Genomic DNA, 18,988 nt, shown 5'->3' with positions numbered 1-18,988 from the left:
CAGCCTGGCCTCCTACTCGATGACAAGATCGTGTGGTGCGTGTCCTCGTCACCGGAGCGAATGGCTATCTGGGCCGGGCGGTCGTCGATCTGCTGGGCAGGGCCGGGCACGAACCGATCGCGATGGTTCGCAGGAGCGCTTCAGCTATTCAGGCCCCGGTTCGGGTCGCCGACCTGCTGGACGAGGGCGGGCTGCGAGATGCGCTGGAGGGGGTGGCGGCGGTCTGTCATCTGGCCGGGCTCACTCGTGCGCGGGAGTCGACGGACGATCCGCTCCGGTACTTTCGCGTGAACACCGGCGGGACCGTCGCCTTGCTGGAAGCGATGGTCGCGGCCGGGGTCGCTCGGATCGTCTTCGCCTCGACCGGCTCGATCTACGGCAGCCCGGAGCGCCGGCCGATGACAGAGCGGCTGCCCGACGCGCCGCCGCACCCGTACGCCGCGAGCAAGCTGGCGGCCGAGTGGGCGATTCGCGCCCAGGCGCGCACCGGTCGTTTGTCCGCTACCGTGCTGCGCTTGACGAACGTCGCAGGCGGTGCCGACCCCGACCCCACGCGCCTGATTCCCCGCACGTTGGCCGCCGCGACGAATGGTTCGGCACTGGAGGTCAACGGCGACGGCAGCGCGGTTCGCGACTACCTGCATGTTCTCGACGCCGCAGCCGCTTTCGTCGCGTGCGTCGAGCACACGTCACCACCGGGCGAGTTCGGGCAGTACATCATCGGCAGCGGCCGTGGCAGCAGCATCCGCGACGTCGTAGCCGCCGTCGAGCGGCGGACCGGCCGCCGAATCCAGCTGATCCATCGCCCACCGGCGCCCGAACCGGCCGCCCTGATCAGCGATCCCGCCAAGGCGGCGTCCGAATTAGGCTGGTATCCCAAACATTCCGACCTCGAGACCATCGTCCACGACACGTGGCACGCGGCGCGCGGCGACGAGCGGTGGAATTCGCCCGGGCCCGCCTGAGGTCACCGGCCCAGGCCCGCCCGATCGAGCAAGTAGGCGGTCAGCGGCTGGTAGTGGTCGGGGTGCACTCCGTCGTCGAGCGGAACCGTGACGGCGATCTTGCCCTCGTCCTGCCCGGCGAACAGTGCGGGGTCGTTGCTGTCGGCGAACCCGACGGTCTCGATGCCCGCCTCACCCGCCGCCCCGGCCCAGCCGTGATCGGCGATGACCAGGTCGGGCCAACGGCTGCGGTCGGCGTCGCGCAACTCCCGCAATACCGCTCGCATCGGGTGCGGGTCATGCGTGTGTTTCAGCTGACCGTCGGTGCCGAGTGCGGCGACCCCCGAGCTGTAGACGATCTCGCGATACTGCGGGCCGAAGGAACCGATGACCTGGTAGGACCATCCAGCCGCAGGCGTCGGCACCACGCAACCCGCGGCACGCAAGGCATCCTCGACAGCGCGATAGACGCCCATGAGCGTATCGGGATGCCCGGTCGCCAGGAGCACGGTTTCCCGGCGACGAGCCGCGAGCCCGATCCGCGCGCCCATCGCGTCGAGCGCATCGAGGGTCCGGTCCGCGTCGATGGTGTCGGGACCCCGCCGATGACGCGGGTCGGGGCTGACCCCGCACAGTCGCGCCATCATCGCCAAGGTCTCGTCGAAGGTCCGATCCCGCAGTGTCAGACCGAACTGGTACCGCGGATTCTTCTCCACCATCTTCCGATAGTTCGAGAGATTCCCCTCCCGAGGCGTCGCGACGTCCCCCGCGATCCGAGTCTTCAGCAGATGTTCCCGCAGCAGCGCCCGGTCATCGGGTCGGCCTGGCCGAGTCACATACCCCACCGCTCACACCTCCACATCGGCCGTAAGCCGCGACCGATTTGCCGTTCCGGTCGTGCCCGCAGCCCGATGACGTGTGGTCTGTTCGCTGCCCGCGACACAACACGACAGTACCTATCGGGATCTGTTCCGACGGACTTCGCGGGTATCGGACACGGCGAAGGCCCGCCTCCCGGAACGGGAAGCGGGCCTGCGGGTTTCACGCCGTGGCGAAGGCTTACTTGGCCTTCTCCAGGACCTCGACCAGACGCCAGCGCTTGGTGGCCGACAGCGGACGGGTCTCCATCAGCTGAACGCGGTCGCCGACGCCGGCGATCTCGTTCTCGTCGTGCGCCTTCACCTTCGAGGTGGTGCGAATGATCTTGCCGTAGAGCTTGTGCCGGTTACGGTCTTCCAGCTCGACGACGATCGTCTTGTTCATCTTGTCGGAGACAACGTAACCGACACGCACCTTGCGGGTGCCGCGCTGCTCTTCAACTTTGTCGCTCATGCGGCATCTCCCTTGCCAGCGGGGGCGGTGGCCAGACCGAGCTCGCGCTCACGCATGACCGTGTAGATGCGCGCGATCTCGTGACGGACGACGCGCAGACGACGGTTGTTGTCCAGCTGACCCGTCGCCATCTGGAAGCGCAGGTTGAACAGCTCTTCCTTGGAGTCGCGCAGCTTGGCCACCAACTCCTCTTCGGTGAGCTCGCGGAGCTCTGCGGCCGGTGTTCCGGTAGCCATCAGAACTGCTCCTCCCTGGTCACGATCCTGCACTTCATCGGGAGCTTGTGCATCGCGCGGCGCAGGGCCTCACGAGCGGTCTCCTCATTCGGGTAGCTCATCTCGAACATCACGCGACCGGGCTTGACGTTCGCGACCCACCACTCCGGCGAACCCTTACCCGAACCCATGCGGGTCTCGGCGGGCTTCTTGGTCAGCGGGCGATCCGGGTAGATGTTGATCCAGATCTTGCCGCCACGGCGGATGTGGCGAGTCATCGCGATACGCGCCGACTCGATCTGCCGGTTGGTGACGTACGCCGGCTCCAGCGCCTGGATGCCGAATTCGCCGAACGCCACCGAGGTGCCGCCCTTGGCCATGCCGGAGCGGCCCGGGTGATGCTGCTTGCGGTGCTTCACCTTGCGAGGCATCAGCATGCGTCAGCCCTCCTGTGTCTCTGCCGGCGCGTCGGCCACCGCGGTGGCGGCGCGACCGGCCTCGGTGCTGGTCGCAGTGGTGCCGGTGGAACCGGACCGACGCGGACGGCTCGGCCGCTCCCGGCGCGGACGCTCGGGCGCGGCGGCAGCGGCGGCCAGCTCACGCTTGCCACCGACGATGTCGCCCTTGTAGATCCAGACCTTCACGCCGATGCGACCGAAGGTGGTCTTGGCCTCGTAGAGGCCGTAGTCGATGTCGGCGCGCAGCGTGTGCAGCGGCACCCGACCCTCGCGGTAGAACTCCGAGCGCGACATTTCGGCGCCACCGAGGCGGCCCGAGCACTGCACACGGATGCCCTTGACGTTCGGCGAACGCATGGCCGACTGGATGGCCTTGCGCATCGCGCGACGGAACGCCACACGGTTGGACAGCTGCTCGGCGACGGCCTGGGCGACCAGCTGGGCATCCGACTCGGGGTTCTTCACCTCGAGGATGTTCAGCTGGACCTGCTTGCCGGTGAGCTTCTCCAGCTCGGCGCGGATACGGTCGGCCTCGGCGCCGCGGCGGCCGATCACGATGCCGGGACGCGCGGTGTGGATGTCCACCCGCACACGGTCACGGGTGCGCTCGATCTCGACCTTGGAGATGCCCGCCCGCTCCATACCGGTGGCCAGCAGCTTGCGGATCGCGACGTCTTCCTTCACGTAGTCCGCGTACTGCTTGTCCGCGTACCAACGCGACTTCCAGTCGGTGGTGATACCGAGGCGGAAGCCATGGGGATTGATTTTCTGTCCCATTTACTTTGCCCCTCCCTTCCGGCGGTTACGAGTGGATCCACCGGCGGTGGGGATGCTCTCGACCTCGATGGTGATGTGGCTGGTGCGCTTGCGGATGCGGAACGCACGGCCCTGGGCCCGCGGCTGGAACCGCTTCAGGGTCGCACCCTCGTCGACGTAGGCCGTCGAGATGACCAGCGTGGCCGGGTTCAGGCCGAGGTTGTTCTCGGCGTTGGCGGCGGCGCTGGCGACGACCTTGGCGACCGGCTCGCTCGCGGCCTGGGGCGCGAACTTCAGCAGGGCGAGGGCGTCCTCGACGCGCTTGCCGCGGACCAGGTCCACGACACGGCGTGCCTTCATCGGGGTCACGCGAACGTGCTTGGCGGTCGCGCGCGCAGTCGGGTTCTGAGTCTCAGTCGTCGTCATCGCCGCTTGCTCTTCCGGTCTTCCTTGACGTGGCTCTTGAACGTCCTGGTCGGCGCGAACTCACCGAGCTTGTGCCCGACCATGTTGTCCGAGATGAACACCGGCACGTGCTTGCGGCCGTCGTGCACCGAGAACGTGTGCCCGATGAAATCGGGGATGATGGTCGAACGACGCGACCAGGTCTTGATGACCTGCTTGGTGCCCTTCTCGTTCTGCACGTCCACCTTCTTCAGGAGGTGGTCGTCGACGAACGGGCCTTTCTTGAGGCTGCGTGGCATTTCTTACCTCCTCCTTCAGCGCTTCTTGCCGGTCTTGCGACGGCGGACGATGAGCTTGTCGCTCGGACGGTTGGGCTTGCGGGTGCGGCCTTCCGGCTGACCCCACGGCGAGACCGGGTGGCGACCACCGGAGGTCTTGCCCTCACCACCACCATGCGGGTGGTCGACCGGGTTCATGACGACACCACGGACTGTGGGGCGGCGACCCTTCCAGCGCATGCGACCGGCCTTACCCCAGTTGATGTTCGACTGCTCGGCGTTGCCGACCTCGCCGACGGTGGCGCGGCAGCGCACGTCGACGCGACGGATCTCACCGGAGGGCATACGCAGCGTGGCGTAGGGGCCTTCCTTACCCAGCAGCTGGATGCTCATACCGGCCGAGCGGGCCAGCTTGGCGCCGCCGCCCGGACGCAGCTCCACCGCGTGGATGGTGGTACCGGTCGGGATGTTGCGCAGCGGCAGGTTGTTGCCCGGCTTGATGTCGGCCGTCGGGCCGGACTCGATGCGGGTGCCCTGCGTCACGCCCTTGGGGGCGATGATGTAGCGCTTCTCGCCGTCCACGAAGTGCAGCAGCGCGATGTTCGCGGTGCGGTTCGGGTCGTACTCGATGTGCGCGACCTTGGCCGGGATGCCGTCCTTGTCCAGGCGACGGAAGTCGATCAGACGGTAGGCGCGCTTGTGCCCGCCACCGCGGTGCCGGGTGGTGATCCGGCCGTGGGCGTTGCGGCCGCCGGACTTGGTCAGCGGACGCAGCAGCGACTTCTCCGGCTCCGACCGGGTGATCTCGGCGAAGTCCGAGACGCTGGCGCCACGACGGCCCGGCGTAGTCGGCTTGTACTTACGGATTGCCATGAGTTCTTCTCTGCTTTCTGGATTCCCGGGCGCTTACGCGACCGGGCCTCCGAAGATCTCGATGGGCTTGCTGTCGGCCGAGATGGTCACGAGCGCGCGCTTGGTGTTCTTGCGCTTGCCGTAACCGAAGCGGGTCCGCTTGCGCTTGCCCTGACGGTTGGCGGTGTTGACGCTGGTCACCTTCACACCGAAGACCTTCTCCACGGCGATCTTGATCTGCGTCTTGTTCGAGTCCGGGTGCACCAGGAAGGTGTAGGTGCCCTCCTCGATCAGCCCGTAGGACTTCTCGGAGATGACCGGCGCCAGCAGAATGTCGCGGGGGTCGGCGATGGTGGTCACTTGCTCTCCTCCTGTGCAGCCTCGGCCGGGCCGTGCACGAACGTGTTGAGCGCCTCGACGCTGAACACCACGTCGTCGCTGTTGAGCACGTCGTAGGTGTTGAGCTGGTCCGGGGCGATCGGGTGCACGTTCTGCAGGTTCGCCACGCTCTTCCACGCGGCGACGTCCTCGCGGCCGACGACGACCAGGAACTTCTTGCGGTCCGACAGCTCGGCCAGGAAGCTCTTGGCGGTCTTGGTGGACGGGGCCTGGCCCGACACCAGTTCGGTGATCACGTGGATGCGCTCGTTGCGCGCCCGGTCGGACAGGGCGCCACGCAGGGCGGCGGCCTTCATCTTCTTGGGCAGGCGCTGGCTGTAGTCGCGCGGCTGCGGGCCGTGCACGGTGCCACCGCCGGTGAACTGCGGCGCGCGGGTCGAACCCTGGCGGGCGCGACCGGTGCCCTTCTGCCGGTACGGCTTCTTGCCACCACCGCGCACCTGGCCACGGGTCTTGGTCGCGTGGGTGCCCTGGCGAGCCGCGGCCTGCTGGGCCACGACGACCTGGTGCATCAGCGCGATGTTGGCGGTCACGTCGAAGATCTCCGCGGGGAGATCGACGGTGCCGTTGGTCTTGCCGCCGATCTCCTTGACCGGCAGCGTCAGATTTGCAGACTTCTTCTCAGTGTTCACAGCTGAGGTCGTCATGCGTGCGCACCACCCTTCACGGCGCTCTTGACGATCACGACGCCGCCCTTGCGACCCGGGATCGCTCCCTTGATCAGCAGCAGGCCGTTCTCGGCATCCACCTTGTGCACCGACAGGTTCTGCGTGGTGACCCGGTCGTTACCCATCCGGCCCGACATGCGCATGCCCTTGAACACGCGGCCGGGGGTGGCGCAGCCACCGATCGAACCCGGGCGGCGGTGCACGGCCTGCGCACCGTGCGAGGCACCCTGACCACGGAAGCCGTGGCGCTTCATGGTGCCCGCGAAGCCCTTGCCCTTGCTGGTGCCGGTGACGTCGACGTAGCTGCCCTCTTCGAACACGTCGGCGCTGATCTCCTGGCCGACCTCGAAGGTGGAGGCGTCCGCGACGCGGATCTCGACGACGTGGCGGCGCGGCGTGACGCCCGCCTTGGCGAACTGGCCGGAGACCGGCTTGTTCACCTTGCGCGGGTCGATGGCGCCGAAGGCGACCTGGACGGCGCTGTAGCCGTCGCGCTCCACGGTGCGGATCTGGGTGACGACGTTCGGCCCGGCCTTGATGACGGTCACGGGAACGACGCGGTTCTTGTCGTCGAAGACCTGGGTCATGCCGAGCTTGGTGCCCAGGATGCCGGCGGCCGGCCTGTTCTTGTTGTCAGTCATGTCTCGAGTCCCCGTCACTGAATGTTGACGTCGACGCTGGCCGGCAGGTCGATGCGCATCAGCGCGTCCACCGTCTTCGGCGTCGGGTCGAGGATGTCGATAAGGCGCTTGTGCGTACGCATCTCGAAGTGCTCGCGCGAGTCCTTGTACTTGTGCGGCGAACGGATGACGCAGTACACGTTTTTCTCGGTCGGCAACGGCACCGGGCCGACGACGCGTGCCCCGGTGCGGGTCACCGTCTCCACGATCTTGCGCGCCGATGCGTCGATCGCCTCGTGGTCATAGGCCTTGAGCCTGATGCGGATCTTTTGTCCCGCCACGCTAAGTGTCCTTTTCTCCGCTTTCCTTCGTGATCCGGAAGCCGGCTGAACCAGCCCTCTGGACCACCCTCATTTGCACAGCCCGAACACACGAAGACGTCCCAGCCCGAGCGGTCAGGCCCGGAGGCGGTCTGCGTGATCACGCAGGGCCCCGATCGGGCTGGATCCGGCACAGTGGAGACCAATGACCGGGCACGCCCGATCCTCGCCGCTGTTCATCTGTCATGGTTCTCCGGTCCACGCGGTCGGGCGTGTCGCCCGTCCGCTCATTCCTCGGCCTCGGATCGCAAAGCATCTCAGGCCTGGAACGTGTCCCGGACGTACCCACGCCGGAAACCCGGCGAGGTACACGATGGGGTACTGCTCACCTCGCCCGACCAGTCGTTTCACAGGGAAACAGACGTGGCCCGGTGCAAGGCAACCCGAACAGTATGCACGACCCCGGTCGGTGACTTCAAATCCGTCCCCCCTCCGCTCGCCGTTGCGCCCGATTCGGACAGCACTCAGCCGCCCCGCGCACTCCGGAGCCGCGGTCGGCCACCAGAAACTTACTTTTGAGTAAGATATGCCCATGACGAAAGAGACCGCGACCTACCGCGGCTGGAAGAAGCTGCCGGACAACCGGCTGGGGCATGCCCTGTTCTCGCTCGGGATGGTGGCCCGGGTGCCCTACTTCGGCACCGTGTTGCCGAACGTGGTCCGGCTCGAACCGGGGTTGTGCGAGGTGACTTCGCCGAAGTGGTTCGGAATCCACAACCACCTCGGCACTTTTCACGCTATCGCGGCGTGCAATCTCGCCGAGGTCGCGATGGGCATGCTGAGCGAGGCGACGGTGCCCGGGACGCACCGGTGGATTCCGAAGGCGATGCACGTCCAGTACCTGGCCAAGGCGGAGACCGGTCTGCGGGCGGTGGCGAAGCTGCCGGAGATTCCCGATTTCGCGAACATCACCGAAGGGCGCGAACTGGTGGTGCCGGTCTCGATCTACGACAAGCACGGCCTCGAGGTGGTGCACGCCGACATCACCACCTGGGTCACGCCCAAATAGCCGCGGCCGAACCTCCGCGAATCCGGGAACCCGTTTTCGAGAGCGAATTCCGGGCCGGGATCGTCATGTATCGCTGTGCCTTCACTCGGTAGCGACGACTCGGCCCTGGTCGATATGCAAGGTTCGCTCCGCGCATCCAGCAAGCCCGTCCTTCGCGCAAGCCGAGACGACGATCGTCATGTTCTGCCTCGCCAGAGTTCGCAATGTTTCGGCGAGATAGCGACGGCCGTCGTCGTCCAGGTCCGCCATCGGATTGTCCAGCACGAGCGCCGCCGGATCGGAAACCAGCGCCCTTGCCAAACCCAGCCACTTCTTCTCACTGCGGGAAAGGCGGAGAACGGGTTTGGAACAGAGTTCGCGCAAGCGCGACAGACGCACTGCCCGATCGACAAGGCGCGCGGCCGCGTCTCCGCTGTGGCCGGCGATTTTCGCCGAATACGCCAAAGTCTCGGCGACGGTCCACGTCTCGTTGCCCTCGTGCACGTCGGGAACCCAGCCGACCTTGGCTCGGACCACCCACGGCTCGACACTCGGGTCCGCGTTCTCCACGCGCAGCTGCCCTCGGTGCGGGCGCAACTGACCGGCGAGCATCAGCAGCAAGGTCGTCTTTCCCGCACCGTTCGGACCGACTACCGCGGTGACCCGGCCCGCAGGGGCTTGAAACGTCACATCATCGACAACGGCCACTCCCGCGAATTCGCGGCGGAGCCCGCTACAAGTAATGCCGAGACCCACCGAGCTACTCCGTTTTCGTCGTGAACAAACTTGTCCGGCCGCGGTGAGATCAGCAGGGCAACGCTCGCTGATCACCGGCGAGCGCCGAGAGAACGGCGGCGGTGGTGCGCGGGTCTTCCAGCATGCCGCTGTGGCCTGCGGCGTTGCCGGAGCAGCCGTCCTGCAGCCAGACATTGCGGTCGGCGGCGGTGGGCGCGGCGAGCAGGGCGGTGTCCTGCGGCGTGATCACTTCATCGGCGCGGGAGGCGATGGCCGTGTACCGCAGACCGGGCACGGTCTCGCCCCCCGCGTTCAGCCGGTTCAGCAGCGGTGACCCGACCACCTGCTGTTGTCCCGGAGTTCCGAAGACCTGGGCCGCGATCTGGGCGTTACCCAGGCCGAGTGAGGCCAGGTCCGGGTAGCCCGCGCGCAGCCCGTCCCAGGTCGTGCCGCGATACGGCGTGCCGAGCGTCACCACCTGCGAGACCGCGTCCGCGCCGCGGGCCCGCAGATACTGCCGGATCACGGTGCCGCCGGTGGAGTGGCCGACCAGCGCCACCCGGCTCGCACCGGTCGTCTCCCGCACGGACCGCACGACCTCGGCGAGTTCACCCGCCATCCGATCGATGTCGGCCACCCCGTAGACCACGCGGCCCATCAGGGCGGCGCCGATCGGCCCGATGCCCGTCGAACTCGAGCCGGTCTGCCCGCTCACCGCGTCGACGACGCCCGGCGCCGCACCCAGATTCGCGGCGAACACACAATGCCCCTCGGCCCGTACGGCGGGCGCGAGCAAGGGAAAGCTGCGGCCGATGTCGGTACCCGAGCCGTGCACGAGGATCACCGGTTCCGGCCGCGCCTGGGTGGACCGGCAGGACCAATCGTTGGCGCCGTCCAGCGCCGGCAGCTGTGGGGCGGCGGCCGCGCTCGGCGCGTGCAGCAGCGCCGCGCACGCCGCGACCATCATGAGGGCGGCGACTCGCGCGGCCCGAAAGCGAAGAGGCATCTCGAATTCCCGACCGATCAGATTCCCAATGGAGCGGCCAGGGTCGGCCAGGAGTCCTTCAGCGCGTCCTCCCAATATCCCCAGGAATGGGTGCCTTCCGGCCGGAAGTTGTATCGCGCGGGGATTCCGAGACTGTCCAACCGGTCTTTCATGTTGTGCGAGCAATAATTGGTGGCCGCCTCGATGACCCCGCCGACCACGAGTTGATTCGCGAAACCCCACGGCCCGTTCAGGGAGTATTTCCCGCCGTATTGGTCGTAGACGCCGGGTATGCCATTTCCGCTCGCGATGTAGATGGACTTTCCGCGCAGTCCCTCCGCGTGCACGTACGGGTCGTTGGCCTTCCATTGCGGGTCGCCGGCAGGGCCCCACATGTTGTCGAGTTCGGCCAGACCCCACTCCTCGACGGTCAGCCGGACGAATTCCCGGCCGACCGGATCGCTGGTCTGTGCGCAACCGCTGTAGGCGGCGACGCTGGAGAACAAGTCACCGGTGGTCGCGGCGAGCGCGAGGGTCGTAGTCGCCGACATGGAGAAGCCCGCGACGCCATTTCGCCCACTGGTGCCGAGATAGGCGTCGATCAGCGGCGGAAGCTCGCTGCTCAGGAAGGTCTTCCATTTCTGGCGACCGAGTCTGGGATCGTCCTTCTGCCAGTCCGCGTAGTAGCTGAACATCCCGCCGATCGGCGTGACCGCATGGACGTTCTTGTCCGCGAGGAATTGCATCGCATCGGTCTTCGTGCCCCAGGTGGAGCCGTCGATGCCACCGGCCGCGCCGAGCAGCATGTACAGCACCGGGCGCGGCACGCTCGTGTCCGCCGCACGCTGCACTTCGACCGGAATATCGAGATCCATGGCGGCGGAATGCACCGTCAAGGTCAGGTTCCGCGCATCGTGCTCCTGCACGGAAACGATAGAAGACTCCGCGGGCGCCGCGTTCGCCTGCACCGACCCGACCGCCGATGTCGCGGCGCCGATGACGGCCGCCGACAACACCAGCCGGCGGAAGTGGCTTCCTCTCATGACTCCCCTTATCCCGAATCCCGGAACGCCTCGCGTTCCGAGCCCACGGTATGGTGCGCCGCAATCCATTTCACGACTGAAGTTGCTGGGCCACTGATTCTGGGGGCACCCGCGAAGCGGAATTCTCGCCGTCGTGCCGCCGATTTATTCCGATATCGCGAGACCCGAATTCCGTGGGCTCGCGCGCTTCGGATAGTTGCGCTCGCATCGGCCGAGCGGATTGAATGCCCCTATGGGTGTCAGCGCGGGCCGGGAAGTCGATGTGTGCGTGGTGGGGCTCGGTCCCACCGGGCGGGCGCTGGCGCACCGCGCGATGCGCGCCGGGCTGTCGGTCACCGCCGTCGACCCGCGCCCCGAGCGGCTGTGGCCGCCCACGTTCTCCTGCTGGGTGGACGAGTTGCCGGACTGGCTGCCGTCCACGGCCATCGCGACCACCATCCCGGCGCCCACGGTCTGGACCGAGACCGAACACCGCATCGACCGCCCGTACTGCGTGCTGTCCAAGCCAGGTCTGCACGCGGCGCTGGCGCTCGACGACGCCACCGTCGTGCCGGGCCGCGCCACCCGGGTGGACGCGCACGAGGTGGAACTCGCCGACGGCACGGTGCACCGAGCGGCGGCGGTGTTCGACACCCGCGGGCTGCCTTCACTCGGACGGCGCCGGGCGGCGAGCGCGCACGGCATCTTCGTCGACGCCGAGACCGCCGCGCCGATGGTCGTCGAGGGCGAAGGTCTATTGCTGGACTGGCGACCGGAGAACGGCGCGGGCCCGGACGAGCCACCGTCGTTCCTCTACGCCGTACCGCTGGGCGACGGCACGGTGATCTTCGAGGAGACCAGCCTCGGCCTGCGCGGCGGCATGCCGCAGCACGAATTGCGCAAACGCACGCTGCACCGCTTGGCCGCGCACGGCATCCGCCTCACCGGCGCCGAATCGAGCGAAGCGGCGCACTATCCGCTCGACCAGTCGCCACCGCGCCGCGGTACCGCGCGCGCCGTTCCCTTCGGTTCCCGCGGCGGCATGATGCACCCGTGCACGGGGTACAGCGTCGCCGACTCGCTGGCGCTGGTCGACACCGCGATCACCGCGCTGCGCCAGGGCCGCGACCCGATCGCCGCGCTGTGGCCGCCGCGTGCGCGACTGGTGTATTGGATGCGGATGCGCGGCCTCTACGGCCTCGGCAGGCTCACCACCGCGCAGTCCATCGCCATGTTCGACGCGTTCTTCAGCGCCTCCCCGCGCGGCCAACGCGCGCTGCTGTCCGCGCACGACGACTACACGGCACTCGGCGCGGTGCTTTTCGACACGGTCGCGCACACCTGGCCGTTCCGCTGGCGCTACGACCTGGTCGGCTGGACCAACCGGGATCGCTGGCTGGACTACGACTTCGCCGAACCGAGGGAAGAGGCCGAACGCCGGGTGCGGTGAGCACGACCGGCGCACGGCGAGGGCCTGCGGCTAGGGCCCCGTCTCCGCGGCCCGCCGGTATCCCCTGATCGCGGGATAGGCGAACACGACGATCAACCCGAGCGTCCACGCGAGCGTCTTGATCAGCGGCTCGGCGACCGCGCCACCATAGGACAACCCGCGCATCGCATCGATCGCACAGCTCATCGGCTGGTTCGCCACCGCGTCCTGCAACCAGACCGGGTAGGCGAAGACGGGAACGAAACCGGAGTTGAAGAACATCAGCAGCGTGTTGACGATGCCGATGATGTTCACCAGCATGACGCCCTCGGAGATGGTCGCCAGCGCGGTGACCAGAACGGCGAACGCTACCCCGAACAGGACCGGGATGCCGATCAACGCCACCGCCGCCGCAGGCCCCTGATCGAACCGGAAGCCGAGCAACAGGCCGACCGCCACGACGAACAGGGTGGTCACCAGGACGCGGACCGCCTCAGCGAGCAGTCGTCCGGTGAATCCGGCCGCACGATGCACCGGCATCGTCCAGAACCGGCCGAGCAGGCCGGTCATCTTCTCGGTCTTGAAACCGAGCGCGCTCACCACCGCACCGGACATCGCGGCGACCAGCGTCAACAGCGGAACGGTGCCGTACACGGCGGGCATGCCGGTGGCCCCGGTGACCGGCTTGTTCAGCACGATGTAGAACATCACCAAGGTCAGCGCGGGATAGACCAGCGTCTGGATGGTCGTCGCCGGATCACGCGCCCAGACGAGCAGCAGCCTCTTGCACTGGATCAGGCTCTGCGTCACCCAGGTGACCAGCGAACCCTCCGGCTTCGCCCGGACGATCGGCAGCGGTTCGCTCGCGCGTACCTCCACCTGGCCGGCCCGCTGGTCGGTGCGCTCCACGGTCGATTCCACCGAACTCATGACCGCCTCACACTCGCCCAGATCGCCAACGGAACGAAGGCCGCGGCGAGCCCGATCAACCACACCAACGGCACCCACAACACCTGCCAGGTCACGCCGTCGGCCGCCATGTCGCGCAGGGCGAAGGAGAACTGGGAGATCGGCTGATTGCGCACGAAGGGACGAATCCACTCCGGAAAGTTGTGCTCCGGCACGAACCCACAGGAGAGCATGCCGAAGATCAGCGTCGGCAGGGTCAGCGCCTGGCTCAGCGATTCGGGACTCTTGGTCAGGCTGCCCAGCGCGTCGGCGCCGATCGCCAGCACCGTGCCGACGCCGAGGGAGAATGTGCAGAACAGCACCGCCTGGCCGAGACCCGCGTCGAAGCGGAAGCCGATCAGGTATCCGAAGAGCACCGCCGCGGTGAGCGAGGTGACCGAGCGGACCAGCCCGGCGCAGATGCGCGCGGTGAACGGCACGAGCATCCCGATCGGCATGGTCTGCAGGCGCGTGCTCAGCCCTGTCATAGCCTCGAACGCGGCCAGTTGCGCGTTCGACATCATGGTGAAGGCCATGGTCTGCAACACGATGATCGGCATGACGTACTGGGCGTAGTCGACGCCCTGGAACTTCATCACATAGCGCAGCGGCAGGTAGAAGCCGACGGTGAACACCAGCGGCGTGACCATCGCCACGATCAGCTCGCCCTTGGTGGCCATGGTCCGGATGATCCGCCCGGTCAGCGCGCGCCACTGCGCGAACGACGACAGCCGTGCCGCGGGAAGCTCGGCGAACAGGCTCACCTCGGCCTCGGCGTGCTCCGGGGCGGTCGCAGCGGTCACGCGTGCCCGCCCGAATGGCCGGTGATGGACAGGAACACGTCGTCGAGCGAGGGACGGCGCAGCGCGATGTCGGCCAGGTCGACGCCCGCGCTGTCGAGTCTGCGCAGCGCCTCGGTCAGCGTGGCGGCGCCCTCCGGCGCCGGAATGGACAGCCGGTCGCCGCCGTCGAGGTCGGCCATGACCGCGGGCGGCACCAGGTCGCCGAGCGCGTACGCGGCGGTGCGCAGCTTCTTCGGATCCAGGGGAACCACTTCGCAGTAGCTGCCGCCGGTCTTCTCCTTGAGTTCGTCGGCGGTGCCCTCGGCGATCACCGTGCCCTTGTCGATGACGATGATGTTGTCGCTGAGCACGTCGGCTTCCTCCAGGTACTGCGTGGTCAGCAGCACCGTGATGCCTTGCGTCTTCAGCGCGGTCACCAGATCCCACACGCCCTGGCGGCTGCGCGGGTCGAGGCCGGTGGTCGGCTCGTCCAGGAACACCACTTCGGGACGCACCACCAGGCCGCAGGCGATGTCGACGCGGCGGCGCATGCCGCCGGAGTAGTGGCGCACGGCGCGGCGGCCCGCGCTCACCAGGTCGAATTCCTCCAGCAGGGTGTCGGCGCGCTTGCGGGCGACGGACTTGCCCAAGCCCATCAGCCTGCCGAACAGCTCCAAGTTCTCCCGGCCGGAGAGGTTCTCGTCCAGCGCCGCGTACTGACCGGTCATCATGATCGATCGCCGCACGCCCGCCGGGTCCTTCAGCACGTCGTGCCCCGCGACGACGGCGGTGCCGGAGTCGGGACGCAGCAGGGTGGACAGCACCTTCACCATGGTCGTCTTGCCCGCGCCGTTGGGCCCGAGGATGCCGAGGACGGAAGCACGTTCGGCGACGAAGCTGACGCCCTGCAGCGCATGCACGTCGCCGAACGACTTGCGGACGTCCGCTACCCGGACCGCTGGCTCACCCGCATGCGAATCTGCTTGGTTGGAACTCGGCATCAACTCTCCACTATCGGCCGGTACGGCGACGACCACGTCGCCCGAGCGCATGCGCACGCTCGGATTGGTGATCCGTCGCGCTCGGCGTGATGTTACCGGCCGATGGTCTGGCCTTTCGCCGCGCGCGGGGGCACATCGGGGGCACAGCAGGACGAAGTCCCTCCCCGACCCGCGCCGAGCCGAGCGAAGGCTCGGTAGCCGCCCACTCCGGCATGCGCCAATTGTGTCCTTACTCACATTTCTCGCCGCCCGTCCGTCACGCGAGGGATCGACGCTGGTGAGCGCGATCCGGTGCGGCCGAGAGCCGGCGGCCGAGCCTTGTCGGGCCGCTGCGCCAGACCATAGTCTGATTTGCGGGGGAACACACTCACTCGTCCGCGGCTGCGCCCCGCTGAGCGGTCCGCACGCCGGTTTCGACACTGCGAGAGGTGATCATGGCCGAGTCCGCGCAGCCACGGTTGGCGGCGCGTCCGGGAGGAACGGGCCGAACGAACGTGCTGACGTCTTACGATCCGCGCACCGGTGAGGTCGTGGGCAATTACGCCGTGATGAGCGCCGGCGAACTGAATCGCGCGGTGCGCGCGGCCCGCTCCGCCGAAAAATGGTGGGCGGAACTGGGATTCAGTAGCCGCAGGCGATGGCTGCTGGACTGGAAACGCGAGATCGTCCGCCGCTCGGGCGAATTGGTCACCCTGCTGTGCGAGGAGACCGGGAAGCCGGAAGCCGACGCCGCGATCGAGGTTCTGCTCGCGGTGGAGAACCTGGACTGGGCCGCGCGCAACGCGGGCCGCGCGCTGGACCGGCGGCGCATCGGTTCCAGCTGGCTCACCCGCAACCAGCGGGCCACCGTCGGCTATCTGCCGCTGGGCGTCGTCGGCGTGCTCGGCCCGTGGAACAACCCGGTGTTCACGCCGATGGGTTCGATCGCCTACGCGATGGCGGCGGGCAACGCCGTGGTGTTCAAGCCGCACGAGCTGACCACCGGCGTGGGCGTGTGGCTGGCCGACAGCTGGTCCCGGCTCGCGCCGAACCAGCCGGTGCTGCAAGTGGTCACGGGAGACAAGGCCACCGGCACCGCGCTGTGCCGGGCGAAGGTCGACAAGATCGCCTACGCCGGTTCGGAGGCGGGCGCGCGCGAGGTGATCTCGGTGTGCGCGCAGACCATGACGCCGGTCGTCGTGGAGCGCAGCGGCAAGGGCAGCATGGTCGTGCACGTCGACGCGAAGCTGGACGACGCCGCCGAGGCCGCCGTATTCGGGGCGATGGCCAACGCCGGGCAGAACGCCACCGGCATCCAGCGGGCCTACGTCGCCCAATCGGTCTACGACCGGTTCCTGGACCTGGTCGTCGACCAGGCGCGCAAACTGCGGCCCGGCGCGGATCGGAAGGCGTCCTACGGCCCGATGATCATGGAGTCGCAGGTCGAGGTGGTGCGCAAGCAGGTGCGCGACGCGGTGGCCCGCGGCGGCCGCGCGGTGGTCGGCGGTCTGGAGTCGATCCGGGAGCCCTACATCGAGCCGATCGTGCTGGCCGAGGTGCCGGAGGAGAGCATCGCGATCACCGGTGAGGGCATCGGCCCGGTGCTCATCGTCAACAAGGTGGCGAGCATGGACGAGGCCGCCGAGCGGATCAACGCGGTCGGCACCGACGTCGCGGTGTCGGTGTTCACCAGGGACGTGCACGAGATCGAGGCGTTCGCCGAACAACTGCGCGCCGGGGTGGTCACCATCAATTCCTCGACCGCCTACGCGGGCATTCCCGCGTTGCCCTTCGGCGGTGTGGGCGAATACGGCCAGGGCCACAGCCACGGCGACCAGGGGCTGCGCGAGTTCAGCAGGACCCTGGCCATCACGCGCAAGCGGTACCGGGCGCCGGTGAACCTGTCCACATTCGATCGGCACCCGCGCCATCTTCGGTTGGCCCGGACGATATTCCGGATCCGGCACGGCCGCCGCCCCTGAGCGGCGGCTACCGCTCAGCCGAGCAGCACCGCGTCCATGAGCGCGGTGACCCGTGCCAATTGCGCGGGCCGGGAATCGAATCGGATCAACCGGCCCACATCGATCACCTGGCTGATGGCGGCGTGCACCCGGAAACGCGCCTCCACCGGATCGCCGTCCAGCAGGTTCGCCCACTCGAGCACGTTCTGCCGCTGGATGGCGCGCAGCTTGTGCTGCTCGGCCTGCGGCAGATTGGTGAACTCCGCGTAGTAGACCGGCATGATCTCCGGCATGGCGAAACTCAGTTTGGCGTAGCGGTCGGCCAGCCGTCGCGCGGCTTCCTCGCGGCTGGCCGCCTCGGCGAGCGCCTCGGTGATCGCGATGGCCAGCCGGTCGCCCGTGCGGTAGAAGGCCGCGGCGAGCAGGTCGGCTTTGCTCGCGAAGTACCGGTACACACTCGAGGCGTTGATGCCGACCGCGGCGCCTACCTCCTCGATACTCGCCTCGTGGTAGCCCTGCCTGCCGAAGATCCGGATGGCCTCGGTGAGCAACTGTTCGCGCTTCGAGGTCACCGGGATGCCGCGCACGGGCGGCCCTGGATCCGGTTCGGCCGGCGCGGGAGGCAGCTCGGTACGCAGGACCGCCCAGGCCATGTCGTGCAGCAGCGGAAGCAGCCGCGCGCTCGACAGTGCGGTGCGGTGCGCGGCGATGCTCGCGATCGCGCTGAGCACGCCCGCCGCCAGCATCGCCGTGTCCGTGGACGGCGCGTCGGGTCGCAGCAGCGCGATCGGCGCCATCAGGGTGCTGTTCAGGTCGTCGTAGATCTTCCGGATCCGAACCCGGTCGTCGCGCTCGAGATAGCGCCGCTCCCACCGGTAGAGCCCGGCCTCGCGGCGGATCTCGACGGTGTGCTCGCTGATCGCGCGGATCAGCGCGTCCAGGCGCTGCTGCGGATCCAGCCGGGTGTCATCGGCGGCCTCGGCGACGGTCAGCAGGTGCCGCGCGCCCTCCTCGGCGGCCGCGACGAGCAGCGCGTACTTGTTCGTGAAGTGCCGGTACAGAGCCGGACCGGAGATGCCGACCTCGGCGGCGATCTCGTCCACGCCGACCGGGTAGTACCCGCGTTCGCTGAACGCCCGCGCGGCCGCCCGGATGATCTGGACCTTCCGGTCCTTCGGACGGCGTCGCACCGACGACGCGCCCTCCGCGCCCGCCCTCCTGCCCGGGTCGGGCCGCGCGGGAGCGAGGCCGACCTCGCTGCGATCCGCGACCATGCACCTCTCCGTTCTCCGGCGGCGCTGGTTGACAGCGCCCGACAATGGAACCTAAGTTAACCACAATTCGCAAAGTTAACCACTATTCACGGCTTGGCGTCCGCCGAATTGCAGCTTAGGAGCGAACATGAGCAACAACGATTCCGCGGTGCCGGCCGCTGCCCCCACCGCCACGAGGTTCACGGCGGTTCAGGACGGCAAAGTGCTCCGGATCACGATCACCAACCCCAAGCGGAAGAACGCCATCGACTACGACACCATGGTCGCGCTCGGGGACACCTTCCGCTCGGCGGCCGCGGACCGCGCCGTGCGGGCGATCGTGCTGACCGGCGAGGGCGGCGATTTCTGCACCGGCGCCGATCTGTCGGCCAGCGCCGACGAGGCGAGCCGCGGCATCACCTCGGACATGGTGATGGACGCGGCGAACCGACTGGTGCGCGCCATCGTCGACGCGCCGGTCGCGGTGATCGTGCGCATCCGGGGCGCCGCGGCGGGCGTCGGCGTCGGCATCGCGCTGGCCGCCGACCTGGTCTACGCGAGCGAGGACTCCTATCTGCTGCTGGCCTTCATCAACATC

At 68.1% G+C, this 18,988-nt stretch carries 24 protein-coding genes; 5 read left to right on the top strand and 19 right to left on the bottom strand.

All coding sequences use genetic code 11. The features are described 5' to 3' along the window. Window positions 1–35 precede the first annotated feature (35 nt). Window positions 36–965: an NAD-dependent epimerase/dehydratase family protein gene (locus tag ON19_RS04510; protein ID WP_043687298.1), complete on the top strand. Its 930-nt coding sequence runs from the start codon at window positions 36–38 to the stop codon at window positions 963–965. A 2-nt stretch (window positions 966–967) separates the two neighbouring features. On the opposite strand, the gene ON19_RS04505 is transcribed toward ON19_RS04510, so the two are convergent. From ON19_RS04505 to rpsJ, 12 genes are all read right to left on the bottom strand, one after another. Continuing rightward, window positions 968–1,789 (bottom strand): phosphatase, encoded by an 822-nt coding sequence (locus ON19_RS04505; RefSeq protein WP_218006371.1) that lies wholly within the window; start codon window positions 1,787–1,789, stop codon window positions 968–970. 214 nt (window positions 1,790–2,003) lie between these two features. Then, complete coding sequence (gene rpsQ / locus ON19_RS04500) at window positions 2,004–2,276, bottom strand: 30S ribosomal protein S17 (protein ID WP_043687271.1); 273 nt, start codon at window positions 2,274–2,276, stop codon at window positions 2,004–2,006. Next, window positions 2,273–2,512 carry a 50S ribosomal protein L29 gene (gene rpmC, locus ON19_RS04495; RefSeq protein ID WP_043687268.1) on the bottom strand — a complete coding sequence of 80 codons (240 nt, stop codon included), beginning with the start codon at window positions 2,510–2,512 and terminating at the stop codon, window positions 2,273–2,275. Before rpmC ends, rpsQ begins: the two co-directional genes overlap by 4 nt. Further along, complete coding sequence (rplP, locus tag ON19_RS04490) at window positions 2,512–2,928, bottom strand: 50S ribosomal protein L16 (protein WP_040864842.1); 417 nt, start codon at window positions 2,926–2,928, stop codon at window positions 2,512–2,514. Before rplP ends, rpmC begins: the two co-directional genes overlap by 1 nt. A gap of 3 nt (window positions 2,929–2,931) precedes the next feature. After that, window positions 2,932–3,726, bottom strand: coding sequence for a 30S ribosomal protein S3 (gene rpsC / locus ON19_RS04485; RefSeq protein WP_043687258.1), 795 nt, complete (start codon window positions 3,724–3,726; stop codon window positions 2,932–2,934). Continuing rightward, window positions 3,727–4,131 (bottom strand): 50S ribosomal protein L22, encoded by a 405-nt coding sequence (gene rplV / locus ON19_RS04480; protein WP_043687255.1) that lies wholly within the window; start codon window positions 4,129–4,131, stop codon window positions 3,727–3,729. Then, window positions 4,128–4,409: a 30S ribosomal protein S19 gene (gene rpsS / locus ON19_RS04475; RefSeq protein WP_043687250.1), complete on the bottom strand. Its 282-nt coding sequence runs from the start codon at window positions 4,407–4,409 to the stop codon at window positions 4,128–4,130. Before rpsS ends, rplV begins: the two co-directional genes overlap by 4 nt. A 15-nt stretch (window positions 4,410–4,424) precedes the next feature. Next, window positions 4,425–5,261, bottom strand: coding sequence for a 50S ribosomal protein L2 (rplB, locus tag ON19_RS04470; protein WP_043687244.1), 837 nt, complete (start codon window positions 5,259–5,261; stop codon window positions 4,425–4,427). 33 nt (window positions 5,262–5,294) lie between these two features. After that, window positions 5,295–5,600: a 50S ribosomal protein L23 gene (rplW, locus tag ON19_RS04465; protein WP_011207266.1), complete on the bottom strand. Its 306-nt coding sequence runs from the start codon at window positions 5,598–5,600 to the stop codon at window positions 5,295–5,297. Next, on the bottom strand, window positions 5,597–6,286 hold the full coding sequence (rplD, locus tag ON19_RS04460; RefSeq protein WP_086006591.1) for a 50S ribosomal protein L4: 690 nt from the start codon (window positions 6,284–6,286) through the stop codon (window positions 5,597–5,599). Before rplD ends, rplW begins: the two co-directional genes overlap by 4 nt. Then, window positions 6,283–6,948: a 50S ribosomal protein L3 gene (gene rplC / locus ON19_RS04455; RefSeq protein ID WP_043687243.1), complete on the bottom strand. Its 666-nt coding sequence runs from the start codon at window positions 6,946–6,948 to the stop codon at window positions 6,283–6,285. Before rplC ends, rplD begins: the two co-directional genes overlap by 4 nt. A gap of 14 nt (window positions 6,949–6,962) precedes the next feature. Continuing rightward, on the bottom strand, window positions 6,963–7,268 hold the full coding sequence (gene rpsJ, locus ON19_RS04450; RefSeq protein ID WP_003938093.1) for a 30S ribosomal protein S10: 306 nt from the start codon (window positions 7,266–7,268) through the stop codon (window positions 6,963–6,965). 571 nt (window positions 7,269–7,839) lie between these two features. Between rpsJ and ON19_RS04445 the strand changes: the two genes are divergently transcribed. Beyond that, window positions 7,840–8,316, top strand: coding sequence for a hotdog fold domain-containing protein (locus ON19_RS04445; RefSeq protein ID WP_043687238.1), 477 nt, complete (start codon window positions 7,840–7,842; stop codon window positions 8,314–8,316). Between the two features lie 81 nt (window positions 8,317–8,397). Here ON19_RS04445 and ON19_RS04440 read toward each other — a convergent pair whose 3' ends face one another. From ON19_RS04440 to ON19_RS04430, 3 genes are all read right to left on the bottom strand, one after another. Further along, window positions 8,398–8,985: an ATP-binding cassette domain-containing protein gene (locus ON19_RS04440; RefSeq protein ID WP_051168524.1), complete on the bottom strand. Its 588-nt coding sequence runs from the start codon at window positions 8,983–8,985 to the stop codon at window positions 8,398–8,400. 115 nt (window positions 8,986–9,100) lie between these two features. Next, a complete protein-coding gene (locus ON19_RS04435) occupies window positions 9,101–10,036 on the bottom strand; it encodes an esterase/lipase family protein (RefSeq protein WP_083899136.1) in 936 nt (311 codons plus the stop codon). Between the two features lie 17 nt (window positions 10,037–10,053). Then, a complete protein-coding gene (locus ON19_RS04430; RefSeq protein WP_043687231.1) occupies window positions 10,054–11,058 on the bottom strand; it encodes an alpha/beta hydrolase in 1,005 nt (334 codons plus the stop codon). A 232-nt stretch (window positions 11,059–11,290) separates the two neighbouring features. On the opposite strand from ON19_RS04430, the gene ON19_RS04425 reads away from it, so the two are divergent. Further along, window positions 11,291–12,487: a lycopene cyclase family protein gene (locus tag ON19_RS04425; protein WP_043687229.1), complete on the top strand. Its 1,197-nt coding sequence runs from the start codon at window positions 11,291–11,293 to the stop codon at window positions 12,485–12,487. Window positions 12,488–12,517: 30 nt separating this feature from the next. Here the strand turns inward: ON19_RS04425 and ON19_RS04420 are convergent, their stop codons facing one another. From ON19_RS04420 to ON19_RS04410, 3 genes are read right to left on the bottom strand one after another with little or no spacing between them, the layout of a single operon-like run. Further along, window positions 12,518–13,396: an ABC transporter permease gene (locus ON19_RS04420; protein WP_043687227.1), complete on the bottom strand. Its 879-nt coding sequence runs from the start codon at window positions 13,394–13,396 to the stop codon at window positions 12,518–12,520. After that, entirely contained in the window at window positions 13,393–14,217 is an 825-nt protein-coding gene (locus tag ON19_RS04415) for an ABC transporter permease (protein ID WP_043687225.1), read from the bottom strand. Before ON19_RS04415 ends, ON19_RS04420 begins: the two co-directional genes overlap by 4 nt. Further along, window positions 14,214–15,197, bottom strand: a complete 984-nt coding sequence (locus tag ON19_RS04410; RefSeq protein ID WP_043687290.1) for a daunorubicin resistance protein DrrA family ABC transporter ATP-binding protein — start codon at window positions 15,195–15,197, stop codon at window positions 14,214–14,216. Before ON19_RS04410 ends, ON19_RS04415 begins: the two co-directional genes overlap by 4 nt. A gap of 434 nt (window positions 15,198–15,631) precedes the next feature. On the opposite strand from ON19_RS04410, the gene ON19_RS04405 reads away from it, so the two are divergent. After that, complete coding sequence (locus ON19_RS04405; RefSeq protein WP_083899135.1) at window positions 15,632–17,158, top strand: aldehyde dehydrogenase family protein; 1,527 nt, start codon at window positions 15,632–15,634, stop codon at window positions 17,156–17,158. A gap of 14 nt (window positions 17,159–17,172) precedes the next feature. On the opposite strand, the gene ON19_RS04400 is transcribed toward ON19_RS04405, so the two are convergent. Continuing rightward, window positions 17,173–18,411 (bottom strand): TetR/AcrR family transcriptional regulator, encoded by a 1,239-nt coding sequence (locus ON19_RS04400; protein ID WP_043687222.1) that lies wholly within the window; start codon window positions 18,409–18,411, stop codon window positions 17,173–17,175. A gap of 127 nt (window positions 18,412–18,538) precedes the next feature. Between ON19_RS04400 and ON19_RS04395 the strand changes: the two genes are divergently transcribed. Continuing rightward, the coding region (locus tag ON19_RS04395) for an enoyl-CoA hydratase-related protein (protein WP_043687219.1) at window positions 18,539–18,988 on the top strand (450 nt) is incomplete at its 3' end.

The organism is Nocardia abscessus NBRC 100374, assembly GCF_000308455.1.
Classification (GTDB): Bacteria; Actinomycetota; Actinomycetes; order Mycobacteriales; family Mycobacteriaceae; genus Nocardia; species Nocardia abscessus.
The sequence above is the reverse complement of the archived record's forward strand: the minus strand, read 5'-3'. Positions and strand labels throughout refer to the sequence as shown.

Bases quoted from the DNA above. Each gene is read 5' to 3' on its own strand.
- ON19_RS04400 (WP_043687222.1), bottom strand. From the start codon at position 18,411: ATGGTCGCGGATCGCAGCGAGGTCGGCCTCGCTCCCGCGCGGCCCGAC.
- rplB (WP_043687244.1), bottom strand. From the start codon at position 5,261: ATGGCAATCCGTAAGTACAAGCCGACTACGCCGGGCCGTCGTGGCGCC.
- ON19_RS04420 (WP_043687227.1), bottom strand. From the start codon at position 13,396: ATGAGTTCGGTGGAATCGACCGTGGAGCGCACCGACCAGCGGGCCGGC.
- ON19_RS04425 (WP_043687229.1), top strand. From the start codon at position 11,291: ATGGGTGTCAGCGCGGGCCGGGAAGTCGATGTGTGCGTGGTGGGGCTC.
- rplD (WP_086006591.1), bottom strand. From the start codon at position 6,286: ATGACGACCTCAGCTGTGAACACTGAGAAGAAGTCTGCAAATCTGACG.
- ON19_RS04445 (WP_043687238.1), top strand. From the start codon at position 7,840: ATGACGAAAGAGACCGCGACCTACCGCGGCTGGAAGAAGCTGCCGGAC.
- ON19_RS04410 (WP_043687290.1), bottom strand. From the start codon at position 15,197: ATGCCGAGTTCCAACCAAGCAGATTCGCATGCGGGTGAGCCAGCGGTC.
- ON19_RS04405 (WP_083899135.1), top strand. From the start codon at position 15,632: ATGGCCGAGTCCGCGCAGCCACGGTTGGCGGCGCGTCCGGGAGGAACG.
- ON19_RS04435 (WP_083899136.1), bottom strand. From the start codon at position 10,036: ATGCCTCTTCGCTTTCGGGCCGCGCGAGTCGCCGCCCTCATGATGGTC.
- rpsS (WP_043687250.1), bottom strand. From the start codon at position 4,409: ATGCCACGCAGCCTCAAGAAAGGCCCGTTCGTCGACGACCACCTCCTG.
- rpmC (WP_043687268.1), bottom strand. From the start codon at position 2,512: ATGGCTACCGGAACACCGGCCGCAGAGCTCCGCGAGCTCACCGAAGAG.
- rpsQ (WP_043687271.1), bottom strand. From the start codon at position 2,276: ATGAGCGACAAAGTTGAAGAGCAGCGCGGCACCCGCAAGGTGCGTGTC.
- rplC (WP_043687243.1), bottom strand. From the start codon at position 6,948: ATGACTGACAACAAGAACAGGCCGGCCGCCGGCATCCTGGGCACCAAG.
- ON19_RS04430 (WP_043687231.1), bottom strand. From the start codon at position 11,058: ATGAGAGGAAGCCACTTCCGCCGGCTGGTGTTGTCGGCGGCCGTCATC.
- rpsC (WP_043687258.1), bottom strand. From the start codon at position 3,726: ATGGGACAGAAAATCAATCCCCATGGCTTCCGCCTCGGTATCACCACC.
- rplP (WP_040864842.1), bottom strand. From the start codon at position 2,928: ATGCTGATGCCTCGCAAGGTGAAGCACCGCAAGCAGCATCACCCGGGC.
- rplV (WP_043687255.1), bottom strand. From the start codon at position 4,131: ATGACGACGACTGAGACTCAGAACCCGACTGCGCGCGCGACCGCCAAG.